The organism is Sutterella megalosphaeroides, assembly GCF_003609995.1.
In the GTDB taxonomy this organism is placed as follows: domain Bacteria; phylum Pseudomonadota; class Gammaproteobacteria; order Burkholderiales; family Burkholderiaceae_F; genus Sutterella; species Sutterella megalosphaeroides.
Genome location: NZ_AP018786.1, coordinates 1,099,917 through 1,111,765 on the forward strand (window position 1 = coordinate 1,099,917; position 11,849 = coordinate 1,111,765).

Annotated in this window: 9 protein-coding genes; 5 read left to right on the forward strand and 4 right to left on the reverse strand. The window is 61.2% G+C overall.

Annotated elements, in window-relative coordinates:
• Window positions 1–53 precede the first annotated feature (53 nt).
• The 3 genes from S6FBBBH3_RS04815 to S6FBBBH3_RS04825 all read right to left on the reverse strand — a co-directional run bounded on the left by S6FBBBH3_RS04815 (window position 54) and on the right by S6FBBBH3_RS04825 (window position 3,137).
• Window positions 54–1,418: an RNA-guided endonuclease InsQ/TnpB family protein gene (locus tag S6FBBBH3_RS04815; protein WP_120176671.1), complete on the reverse strand. Its 1,365-nt coding sequence runs from the start codon at window positions 1,416–1,418 to the stop codon at window positions 54–56.
• A 186-nt stretch (window positions 1,419–1,604) separates the two neighbouring features.
• Window positions 1,605–2,444: a posphoenolpyruvate synthetase regulatory kinase/phosphorylase PpsR gene (ppsR, locus tag S6FBBBH3_RS04820; RefSeq protein ID WP_120176672.1), complete on the reverse strand. Its 840-nt coding sequence runs from the start codon at window positions 2,442–2,444 to the stop codon at window positions 1,605–1,607.
• A gap of 111 nt (window positions 2,445–2,555) precedes the next feature.
• A complete protein-coding gene (locus S6FBBBH3_RS04825) occupies window positions 2,556–3,137 on the reverse strand; it encodes a TorD/DmsD family molecular chaperone (RefSeq protein ID WP_170143820.1) in 582 nt (193 codons plus the stop codon).
• Window positions 3,138–3,596: 459 nt separating this feature from the next.
• On the opposite strand from S6FBBBH3_RS04825, the gene ppsA reads away from it, so the two are divergent.
• From ppsA to S6FBBBH3_RS04840, 3 genes are all read left to right on the forward strand, one after another.
• Window positions 3,597–5,972 (forward strand): phosphoenolpyruvate synthase, encoded by a 2,376-nt coding sequence (gene ppsA, locus S6FBBBH3_RS04830; protein ID WP_120176674.1) that lies wholly within the window; start codon window positions 3,597–3,599, stop codon window positions 5,970–5,972.
• Between the two features lie 319 nt (window positions 5,973–6,291).
• Entirely contained in the window at window positions 6,292–6,720 is a 429-nt protein-coding gene (locus S6FBBBH3_RS04835; RefSeq protein ID WP_120176675.1) for an NfeD family protein, read from the forward strand.
• Between the two features lie 132 nt (window positions 6,721–6,852).
• Window positions 6,853–7,725: an SPFH domain-containing protein gene (locus S6FBBBH3_RS04840; protein WP_408646497.1), complete on the forward strand. Its 873-nt coding sequence runs from the start codon at window positions 6,853–6,855 to the stop codon at window positions 7,723–7,725.
• A 510-nt stretch (window positions 7,726–8,235) separates the two neighbouring features.
• Here the strand turns inward: S6FBBBH3_RS04840 and hydG are convergent.
• Window positions 8,236–9,657 carry a [FeFe] hydrogenase H-cluster radical SAM maturase HydG gene (gene hydG, locus S6FBBBH3_RS04845; RefSeq protein WP_120176677.1) on the reverse strand — a complete coding sequence of 474 codons (1,422 nt, stop codon included), beginning with the start codon at window positions 9,655–9,657 and terminating at the stop codon, window positions 8,236–8,238.
• An 819-nt stretch (window positions 9,658–10,476) separates the two neighbouring features.
• On the opposite strand from hydG, the gene S6FBBBH3_RS11045 reads away from it, so the two are divergent.
• Window positions 10,477–10,614 carry a hypothetical protein gene (locus tag S6FBBBH3_RS11045; protein WP_170143821.1) on the forward strand — a complete coding sequence of 46 codons (138 nt, stop codon included), beginning with the start codon at window positions 10,477–10,479 and terminating at the stop codon, window positions 10,612–10,614.
• Between the two features lie 201 nt (window positions 10,615–10,815).
• Window positions 10,816–11,595 carry a hypothetical protein gene (locus tag S6FBBBH3_RS04855; RefSeq protein ID WP_120176679.1) on the forward strand — a complete coding sequence of 260 codons (780 nt, stop codon included), beginning with the start codon at window positions 10,816–10,818 and terminating at the stop codon, window positions 11,593–11,595.
• Window positions 11,596–11,849: the final 254 nt, after the last annotated feature.

Genomic DNA, 11,849 nt, shown 5'->3' on the forward strand with positions numbered 1-11,849 from the left:
GGGACAAAAGGCAACCTCTTGACTTCCTCCCCGTCCTAAAGGGCGGGGATTCCTTAGGCCGCGCGGTCGCGCGGACTGAGGCTGGTTCCTGTTGATGGCGTCGAGTCCTCCGGCCGAAAGCCTTGCTCCCCGACACTCACTACATGGGCGATGTGCTTTTTGTCGTGTGCACTCGGGCCAGTCCGGCCCTTCTTCAACACGTTTAGGGCGCCAACCACATCGGCATTCGATTCGAAGTTGCAACTTTTGTTGATGCACTTGAAAATCGCTTGCGTCGGACGGTTGCGTTTATCCCTGGTCTGGCAGTGCGGGCAGGTTATGCTCGTTCCTCTCGGATCAACGGCAATGACCACCCCTCCGGCCTTCAGAAATTGCCATTCGATTTCGTGGTGCAGACCGTAGAATCCCACGCGCAGAATGACACGGTTAAGCCCGCTTTTCTGTTTCACGTTCTTGCCGGGATTCTCAACGGTGCCCTTGGCGGACGCCGTCATGTTCTTCACCTTCAGGTCCTCGACGTACGCGCAGCCGTACTCCTGAGCGAGCGCGTGCGCCGTCTTCCTGTAGAAATCCTGTCGAATGCAACGAATTTTGCGGTATAGGTTTTGAATCCTCTCCTTGAGCCGGCGCCGCTTGCGACTCGGTTGCTTCTTGTCAAAAGGCTCCGCCCGTCCCAACTTCGCAAGCTTCTGCCGCGACTCTTGATTGAGCGAGAGCTTGCGCTTCAACACAGCAATGCGCCCCTCGATCGAGCGAATTTTCGCCGTGTCGAGATCGAAAAATTCTCCGTCGCTCGTCGTGACGGCGTGCACGACACCGACGTCGATTCCAACATCGAGCTCCTTCATGTCGGGGGCCTCGATTTCGAACTCGGTCGTGAAGTTCACGAACCAATGGCCGCAGTCCTTCTTGATGTGAATCTGTTTTACGACACCGGGCACGAGCGTCCCGTCCGCGGAAGGGAACGCGATGGGCCGCGTTTTTCGGTATCGAACCCAGCCGATCTTCGGGAGCTTGACTCGACCGTTGGCGTCGTCAATGTGCTCCTGCTCGAACTGCGGAATCCGAAAGCCGTCGCCAATGTCTTTCGCCTTGAACTTCGGCCAGCCTTTGCGTGCCGGATCGCTCATAGGTCGGAAGCTGTCGCTGATGGCATGATCGAGATCGCGCAGGGTTTGTTGGAGCGGTTGCGACATCGCCTCTCGAAGGAAGGCGGTCTCGGGTTGTTTTTTCCAAAGCACCAGCTCATGGGCGAGTTCGTTGTAGGTGAGAAGCTTTTCCCCCTTTTCCTTTCGCTCGTTTTGGATGTCCAGCGCCTTGTTGAAGACAAACCTGCGGCAACCGGCGTTTCGGCTCAAAGCCGCACGTCGGGTCTCGTCCACGTAGAGTTCATACTTAAAGGCGCAGGTGATTTTCATACGAGTATTGTGTCACGCTCTTTTCGCAAATATGCGCCTCCCAGAAAAAAAGTCACTGGGCCTTATATCCTCCCCATGAATGGAGAGGTTTTACGGCCCGTTGGATAAAACAAAACGCGCCCGGCGCTCGGGTGTTGAGCGTCGGACGCGTTGAGCGCGTCAAAAGCCGACGGGTCGCTTCGTCGATCAGACGGTGTGGAGCTTTTCGAGGCCGAGCTCCGACATGATGGTCGCGGAAATTTCCTCGATCGACTTCGTCGTCGAATTGAGCCAGCGGATGCCTTCGCGCTGCATCAGGCTTTCGGCGTCGAAGATTTCCTGACGGCAGTTTTCGATGCTCGCATAGCGGCTCCCCGGGCGACGTTCGTTGCGGATTTCGGAGAGGCGTTCGGGCTTGATCGAGAGGCCGAAGAGCTTGGAGCGCAACGGCTGAAGCGCTTCGGGGAGCGTGCCGCGGTCGAAGTCTTCGGGAATAAGGGGGTAGTTGGCGACCTTGAGGCCGAACTGCATCGCGAGGAAAAGCGACGTCGGGGTCTTGCCCGAGCGGGAAACGCCCACGAGAATGACGTCCGCTTCGTCGAGACCGCGGTTCGTCTGGCCGTCGTCGTGCTGCAGGGTATAGTCGATCGCGGCGATGCGGCGGTTGTACTTTTCATCGTCGCGGATGCGGTGCGTGCGCCCGATGCTGTGGGCGCTCTTCATGCCGAGTTCCGTTTCGAGCGGACCGACGAACTTGCGGAAGAGGTCGATGATGTGGCCCGAGACGTGCTCGTTGAAGCAGCGCATCACGTCGGGGTCGACGAAAGTCGTGAAAATGATCGGGCGAACGCCGCGTTCTTTTTCAACGGAATTGATTCGGCGGGCGGTGTCGAGTGCCTTTTCAACCGTGTTGACGAAGGGAAGGCGGGTCTGCTGATAGGAGAGATCGAACTGCGCGAGAATCGCGTGCGCGAGCGTTTCGGCGGTGATGGCGGTGCCGTCGCTCACGATGAATACCGGCCGGGTGGGCGAAGTCGTTTCGGTCATGGGTAGGAGGCCGGAAGGGGCTTCCGGCGCTTTCGGGTTAATTGCGGTGCGGCGTATTCTAACAAGGCCTCCGTCGGGAGGCCTTGTCGGAAGGTTCGGCTTTCGGAAGCCTCAGTAGTTTTTCGCTTCGCGCAACGACGCTTCGATTTCGCAGATCGTTTCAAGGAGCGTCGCGGCGTCGCGGAAAAAGACCGCCTCGGGGCGACTCCGAATCGCTTCGACCAAAGCCGGAAGCCACTTCCCCGGATGTCGGTCGAAGAAGCGTTCCGCCGCATCGGGGTCTTCGCGCAGGAGCAAAACCGCCATGAAGCCGCAGAGCATGCCGAGGTGATCCTCGGGGACGCCGAGTTCGTCCGTGACGGCCAAATCGGCCTTCAGGTATTCGAGACGGCATGTGGCGCGGGGATCCTCGCCCGTCTTCGGCCAGGCGCTCTCAAGAAGCGACACCGGGCCCCCGACGCCGAAGAGCGTCTCGTACTCGGCCTGCACGGCTTCGGCCGTCGGGAGGGGCTTTTCGCGCAGCGCGTCGAGCGTCGCGGTGGGCATCCCCACTTCGCCCGCGAGGGCCGCGGTGACCTTCACGGCGTCTGCCCAGCGCTCGAGGACGCCAGCGGCGTCGGGACGAATGAAAAGGGCGGCAAGGGCGTCGAAAACCGACTGACGGGCGTAGTTTTCTAGTCGCGGCGTGGCCATGACGTGAGGGTCCTCCGGGTGTGCTCGGTTGGGGGGTCGCAAAAAGGATCGGTCGCGCATTTTCCCCGACACTCGTGCGGGGCCGAGAGCGAGCCGACATCGGTCCATTCTAGCGAAAGGAAAACGTCGCGCCGCGGGTCGCGAAAGCCCTTTTCGCGGGGCGTGCGACGGTCGGGTCCGAGCGACCGGGAGGGCCGAATCGAAAGCGCTCCTCGTCTTGAGAGTTTTCAGGCCGCGGACGCCTATTCGGAACGCGTTTCCGATCGATCTTTTCTAAGGGAAAACCTGTATTTCGGGAGCGATCGGAGGAAAAAATGCGGAAAAAGCGGCAAAAAACCGCTTTGAGACCGTCGGAAAGCCCTCGGGCGGCGCCGAGCGGGCCACATGTCGCACTCTTTGTGGTTACAATCCCCTCCGATTGAGCAACAACCCGTTCTCACGGGATCAAAGGACTACACAATGGTACAGGGTCGTTACGTATTTCCCTTTAGTCAGCTTCGCATGACGGACGTGGACCGAGTGGGCGGCAAGAACGCCTCGCTCGGCGAACTCTTGAGCCAGTTGACGAGCGCGGGCATCCGCGTTCCCGACGGCTTCGCGACGACGGCCGAAGCGTTCCGCCTCTTCATTCGCGAAGGCGGCCTTGAGGAACGTATTCACGAACGCCTCGCCCACCTCGACGTCGACGACGTGAAGGCCCTGGCGGCCGCCGGCGCGGAAATCCGCAGCTGGATCGAAGCGGCCCCGTTCCCGGCCGAACTCGAACGCGAAATCCGCGAATTCTACGATTGGCTCAAGGACGGTCAGGAAGAAATCTCCGTCGCCGTTCGTTCCTCGGCCACGGCCGAAGACCTGCCCGACGCGTCGTTTGCCGGTCAGCAGGAAACGGTCCTCAACGTGGTCGGCATTGACGCCGTTCTCCACCGCATGAAGGAAGTGTTCGCGTCGCTCTACAACGACCGCGCCATCTCCTACCGCGTTCACAAGGGCTTCACCCACGCCGAAGTGGCGCTTTCCGCCGGCGTGCAGCGCATGTGCCGCTCCGACCGCGGCGCCGCGGGCGTGATGTTCACGCTCGACACGGAATCGGGCTTCGACCAGGTGGTCTTCATCACCGCTTCCTACGGTCTCGGCGAAACGGTCGTTCAGGGTGCCGTCAACCCCGACGAATTCTACGTGCACAAGCCCATGCTCGACGCGGGCAAGTTCCCGATCATCCGCAAGACCCTCGGCTCGAAGCTGATCAAGATGGAATTCGAACCGAAGAGCGCCACGGGCCGCACGGTTCGCACGGTCGACGTCTCGGCCGAAGACCGTCGTCGCTTCGCGATCACCGACGAAGACGTGATCGAACTCGCGAAGTTCGCCCGCATCATTGAAAAGCACTACGGCCGTCCCATGGACATCGAATGGGGCAAGGACGGCATCGACGGCAAGATCTACATCCTGCAGGCTCGTCCCGAAACGGTGAAGTCGCAGCAGTCCGCCGCCGACGTGCAGCTCCGCTACTCCCTGAAGGAAAAGGGTCGTCTCCTCGCTCAGGGTCGCGCCATCGGTCAGAAGATCGGTCAGGGTACGGTTCGCATCGTTGAAAGCGCCGCCGAAATGGATCGCGTTCAGGCGGGCGACGTGCTCGTCACGGACATGACCGACCCCAACTGGGAACCCGTGATGAAGAAGGCTGCGGCCATCGTCACGAACCGCGGCGGCCGTACCTGTCACGCCGCCATCATCGCGCGCGAACTCGGCATTCCCGCCGTCGTCGGTTGCGGCGACGCCACGGATCGCCTGATGGAAGGCGACGAAGTCACGGTCTCCTGTGCCGAAGGCGACACGGGCAACATCTACGAAGGGCGTCTCGCCGTTGCGGTCGAAGAAGTTCGCCGCGGTGCGCTCCCCGAAGTGCCCGTCAAGATCATGATGAACGTCGGCAACCCGCAGCTCGCGTTCGAGTTCCAGTCGATCCCGAACAAGGGCGTGGGCCTCGCTCGTCTTGAGTTCATCATCAACAACAACATCGGTCTCCATCCGAAGGCGATCCTCGAGTACCCGAACATCCCGAGCGAACTGCGCGATGCGGTCGAACGCCTCTCCGCGGGCTATCCGTCGCCCAAGGCCTTCTTCGAACGCAAGATCGCCGAAGGCGTCGCCACGATCGCTGCCGCTTTCTGGCCGAAGAAGGTGATCGTTCGTCTCTCCGACTTCAAGTCGAACGAATACCGTAAGCTGATCGGCGGCGAACACTACGAACCGGTCGAAGAAAACCCGATGCTCGGCTTCCGCGGCGCGTCGCGCTACATCTCGAACCAGTTCGCCGAATGCTTCGCCATGGAATGCCGTGCGATGAAGTTCGTCCGTGACGAAATGGGTCTCACGAACGTCGAACTCATGATCCCGTTCGTTCGTACGGTCGACGAAGCCCGCCGCACGACGGAAATCATGGCCGAACACGGTCTGAAGCGCGGCGTCAACGGCCTGCGCCTCAACATGATGTGCGAAATCCCGAGCAACGCCGTTCTCGCCGACCAGTTCCTCGAATACTTCGACGGCTTCTCGATCGGCTCGAATGACATGACGCAGCTCGCGCTCGGTCTCGACCGCGACTCCGGTCTCGTGGCCGCCTCGTTCGACGAACGCAACGATGCCGTCAAGGCTCTGCTCTCGATGGCCATCAAGGCCTGCCGCGCTCAGGGCAAGTACGTCGGTATCTGCGGTCAGGGCCCGTCCGACCACGCCGACTTCGCTCAGTGGCTGATGGACGAAGGGATCGAATCGATCTCGCTCAACCCCGACACGGTGGTCGACACCTGGCGTCGTCTCGCCACCCGCCGCTGAGTTTCGACTCCGGCGAGTGAGGATCCTTACGGCTTGATGCCGTAAGACCGAACCGGCGATCCGAACAAACGGTCCGAATTCCCGAAAACGGAGTTCGGACCGTTTTGTTTTGTCACATCCGTCTTCCAAACCCGCTTTCCGCCCCGACGATTCGACCCCGGTCAGCAGGTAGAATGCGAAAAAGCACTCGGGAAACACACGACCGAAGGCGGTAGCCTCGCCCGGGAGCCGAAATCTACCGAACCTATCGAATCCGATCGGCTTTGCGGGACGCGTCGGAGCGCTCCTCGGCCGAACGCTCTTTCCCGGGGGAATTGCCATGCTCGTTTCCGGAACCGTACTCTGGTGCGTCGTCGCGCTTCTCGTCGTCGGCGTTGAAATGTTTGCGGGTACCGTCTACCTGCTGGCGGTGGCGGCGGGAGCCGCGGTGGCGGCCCTCCTTTCTTTTCTTGACTTCTCCTTTTCCGCGGAACTTTTCGGCTGCGGCGTCACGACCGTGCTCGGCGCCGTCGCCGTGCGCTCGATTCGTCGTCGCATGCCCGAAGGCGAGGCCGAAGCGATTCAAAAGCTCGACGTCGGACAGCGGGTCTTCGTCGAGGCCGTGCGTCGCGACGGCACGAGCGACGTGCGCTACCGGGGCGCGCCCTGGCGCGCTCGGGCCGAATCGGGAGCGCTTTCGCGCGGCACATGGACGATCGTGCGCGTCGACGGGGCGGAGCTCGTCTTGGGCGAGCGCGTCTCCGACTGAAATTTTTCCGGGGCGAAGCGGTCGGACGGGCCGAGTCGTTCTCAATCTTGCCTTTGGGGGATAACAATGTACGAAATCAGCGGTTTTCTCGTTCTCACGATCGTCCTACTCGTCGTGGCCGTGGCCTTTGCCATGCAGTCGATCAAAGTGGTGCCGCAGCAGACGGCCTGGGTGGTCGAACGTCTCGGCAAATTCCACGCGGTCCTGACGCCGGGGCTCAACTTCATCATCCCCTTCATCGACCGCGTGGCCTATCGTCACTCCCTGAAGGAAATTCCCCTCGATACGCCGAGCCAGGTCTGCATCACGCGCGACAACACCCAGCTCACGGTCGATGGCGTGCTCTTTTTCCAAGTCACGGATCCGCAGCGTGCGAGCTACGGGACGTCCAACTACGTGATCGCCATCACGCAACTCGCGCAGACGACGCTTCGAAGCGTCGTGGGCAAGATGGAACTCGACAAGACCTTCGAAGAGCGCGACCTCATCAACAAGTCCGTTGTCTCCGCCATCGACGAAGCGGCCCTCAACTGGGGCGTGAAGGTGCTTCGCTATGAAATCAAGGACCTGACGCCTCCCGCCGTGATTCTTCAGGCGATGCAGCAGCAGATTACGGCCGAGCGCGAAAAGCGCGCCGTCGTTGCAGCGTCCGAAGGCCGCAAGCTCGAGCAGATCAACCTCGCGACCGGTGCCCGCGAAGCCGCCATCGCGCAGTCCGAAGGCGAAAAGCAGGCCGAAATCAACAAGGCGGAAGGTCAGGCGGCGGCCACGCTCGCCATCGCGACCGCCACGGCCGAGGCGCTCCGCCGCATCGCCGCCGCAACCGAAGAGAAGGGCGGCATGACCGCCGTCAACCTCCAGGTGGCCGAAAAGTACGTGGCGGCCTTCGGGGAGCTCGCGAAGAGCTCCAATACCCTCGTCGTGCCCGGGAACATGGCCGACATGTCGACCCTCATCACCTCCGCGATGAAGATCGTCGAAGGGACGAAGAAGCCCGCGCCCTGACGGGTTGCACGGCAAGCCCGAGTTCGCCTCGGGCCGCATCTTGCAAAAAGGGGCGCGGTGCGCCCCTTTTTTGCAAACGCTCGTCGGCCGAAACGGGCGGCACCGCAACAGGCGCGCGGGAAGAACTTGTGAACGGTGGGGGACGAGTCTTCGTGCGCGACCGATCTATGTCGGGACTTTGAGCGCTTGCGGCCCTCGGGGTGTGTGATGAAAGAAAAACCGGCACGTTGCGCATGCAACGTGTCGGCATTCGAACGCCAATCAAGCGGCATCCGATGTTCAGCCTCAATCCTGAACGGGTTTCGAGGTGGGGTCGTTGTCCCACAGCGACGCTGCGAAAAGCAAGCCCGAAGAACGTTTGTCCCTCGAATTGTGTCCCACGCTTGTCGGCGGCAACGCGCTATGCGGAATGATCGTACAGGACGCGCAAGGGCATGGGGGTGGTCGAAAAAAAGCCGCGGGCGACGAACCGATGCGTCGCCCGCTGCTTGAGAGTGACCTCTGTGAGGCTTAGAAGCGGAAATCGCGCTCGCCTTCGGCGATCTTGATCAGGCGCTTTTCACTCGCGGCACGGAACTTCTCGTTGGGGATCTTCGGCAGTTCGCGTTCGATCACCTTTTCGCCCGCTTCGCGCGTCTTGGGCGAAGCGTAGTCGCAGAGGTATTCCTTGATCGTCATGACGGCGTTGGCCTGGCAGTAGTTGGCGATGTCGCCGCTCTTGGCGAACTGCATGAAGCGGTCGCCCGTACGGCCGGCGCGGTAGCAGGCCGTGCAGAAGCTCGGGAGGTAGTTGTTTTCGAGGAGCCAGCAGACGATTTCGTCGAGGCTGCGGCGGTCGCTCGTTTCGAATTGGGCCGTGTTTTCGACGTCCTTGATGTCGCGGATCGTGTAGCCGCCCACGGACGTGCGCGAGCCCCCGGAAATCTGCGAGATGCCGATCTTGAGCGCTTCGGTGCGGATGCGGCTGCTTTCGCGCGTCGACATGATCATGCCCGTGTAGGGAACGGCGAGGCGGATGAGCGCGACGATCTTGAGGAAGATGTCGTCGGGCACGGCGTTCGTGAAGGTCGCGGGATCGATGTCGTCGGCCGGGCAGATGCGCGGGACGGAAATCGTGTGCGGACCCACGCCGAAGACGGCTTCGAGGTGCTCGGCGTGCATGAGGAGGCCCACGAAGTCGTAGCGGTAGAGGTTGAGCCCGAAGAGGACGCCCAGACCCACGTCGTCGATCCCCGCTTCCATGGCGCGGTCGTGCGCTTCGGTGTGGTAGGCGTAGTCGGACTTCGGTCCCTTCGGATGGAGTTCCGTGTAGGCCGCTTTGTTGTAGGTTTCCTGGAAGAGCTGATACGTGCCGATCTGCGCTTCGTGGAGCTTCTTGTAGTTTTCGACCGTCGTCGCGGCGATGTTCACGTTGAGACGGCGGATTTCGCCGTTCTTGTGCTTGATCGAGTAGATGGTCTTGATCGATTCGAGGATGTACTCGATCGGGTTCATCTTCGGGTGCTCGCCCGCTTCGAGGAGAAGACGCTTGTGGCCGAGGTCCTGAAGCGCGATCACTTCGCGACGGATCTCGTCCTGGGTGAGCTTCTTGCGGATGATGTTCTTGTTCTTCGCGTGGTACGGGCAGTACGTGCACCCGTTGATGCAGTAGTTGGAGAGGTAGAGTGGAGCGAAGAGAACGATGCGGGAACCGTAGATGTGGTCCTTCACGGCCTTGGCCGTTTCGAAGATGCGGGCGTTGCAGTCTTCGAGTTCGCAGGCGAGGAGAACGGCGGCTTCGCGGTGGGTGAGACCCTTGAAGGTGGCGGCCTTCTCAAGAATCGATTCGATCAGGGGGCGATCGTTCTTGTGCTCGTCGGCCCAGGCCAGCGTGGCCTCGATCTCGTCGTGGTTGATGAACTCCTCGGCCTTTCGGGACTTGGGATCGTACATGGTTATGGTCCTCAGGGAAATTCGAATTTTCGGCGCTCATCCCGCTCAAACCGGCTCGCGGAGGCCGTCGGAGGCCTTCGAGTCGCGGGTCGCGCGCACGCTCGGGCCGAGGGGCTCGGTGCGATCGGCGCCCGGGGGAAGGCGCCTCGGGCGTAGACCCGCGGGACGGCGAAGGTTCGATCGTAGAGGCTCCGGGCCTTTTGCGCCATTCGAACGTCCGGAATATGGAGGACTTTCGACCTAAGTCAAAATAATCCGTACGTAGCGTACGGGATAAGTCGCCGAAGCGTTCATTCTTGCCTGACGGGGGGTTCGCTTCGGGCGGACGATGGGCCCCTCGCGACCGCCCCGGGAGCTTCCCGGGCGGCATGTCGCCGTCTTGAGCACGATTGAGCGATCCCCCGTGTAATCGGTTGTTGTATTCATGCAACTCGGGGAAAACGCTGAACTTCTTATCGGACACGGCGCGCGTCGCCCGATCGGGGTGTTTTCGCGGGGTCTCGCAGGCCTATGGTTTACCATTAAAAGTTTTCAAGTGGTCAACATGACATGAAGAGGAATTTTATAATACGGGTCGGGGGAGGGTTGCGATTCGCCCTTCGAAGGGCCGCGCAACGGCCTTCTCTCCGATAGAATTCGACAAGCCCTTGACGATGAGGGCATCGATTTGTTCACAACCAACGCGTCAGCTCGGAGGATGTAAAGATGACGTTTAAGCGGGATGACTAAACTCACCGCGGATACGGTAGCAGTGTTGTCAGTTGCCGTTTGCCGCTCGAACTCAAGTTCCAACTCGAGACCCTCTCTCGGGAACGCGGCATGCCGATTTCGTTCGTTCTGAAGATGTACATTGAAGAAGCGGTTCGCCGTAACGAACCCTTCTGGTGGTTGCTCGACGAGGAAGAGTCGATGAACGAACCGCGCCGTGATGATCGCGCGGTCGGCGGCAACAGCTGATAACGGGTTGCAACCCGCGCAGTATGCGAGCGGGCGGTGAGGAAGCATTCACCGCCCGTTTGTTTTTGTTCGCCGACGCCCGCCGCAGCGCTTCGGGCCCGAGGCCCGACGTTCTTCGCGTGATAGAAGGCGACGATCGGGTGTTCGACCGAAGGCCTGCAGGCCCGCCCCGAGAGTGATCGAAAAAGTGAGGAATCGATAATGGCCAGCATCAAGATCAAAACGAAAATCACGTTCGACGACGAGACCGTCGACAAGTTCGTGACGTATTTGCGCGAATCGGGAACGACGCCCGAAGCGTTTGCGACGCACGTGATCGGCGAACTCGCCCGTGTTCTCGGCAAGACCCTCCCCGAGGGGCTCACGACGGCGGAAGTGTCGGCGCGCAAGAAGGCCGAACCGAAGCAGGAAGCGAAGTCGGAAGGGAAGGCCCGCAAGGCGAAGGCGAAAGCGGCGGAAAAGGCGGAGAAGGCTGAAAAGGTCGAAAAGACCGAGAAGGTTGTCGAGCCTGCCGCTTCCGACCCCGTCAAACCCTCCAAGCCCGTTGAACCCGCCGCCGAGGTGAAGCCCCTCAAAGCGGTCAAAGCCGTCAAGACGGTCAAGGCGAAAGAAGCCGTCCAGGCGGCGACGGAAAAGAAGGCGGAAGCCGAAGTTACCGCCGAAAAGCCCGTCGAGGCGCCGAAGCGCCCGGCTGCTCGTCGTACCGCGAACCGCTCTTCGACGCGTTCTTCGACGGATGTCGCCGTCCCGAAGGCGAAGGCCCCTCGGAGCACGAAGGCCGTGAAGACCGAGATGCCCGCAACGCCCGCGAAGGCCGAAGCTGCCAAGATCACCGAGAAGGTCGAAAAGCCTGCAACACCGGAAACGCCTGAAACGCCCGAAAAGGCCCCGGCCGCCTCAAGCACGCGCACGACCCGCACCGCCCGAGGCACGCGCGGCACCCGCTCGCGTACGGTTGCGGGTACGGGCAAAGCGTCCTGATTTTTGTTTGAAAAGCCCCCGGCACGCGTTTCCCGCCCGGGGGCTTTTCTGTTTTTTCTACGTTCTTACGATTTTTCCCGGGACGTTCGGGCATCGGTACCGAACCCGATTCCTCCCGCGTGCGCACCCGTTTCGCCCGTCCGATCGACCCCGGATCCTGCGGCGGCTCTTGCAATTTGCTTAAGGGAAAACGCCGAAAAAGACGAAACCGACCTTCGTCAAGACGAAGAAACGGTGCGTCGCTGTGGTAAATT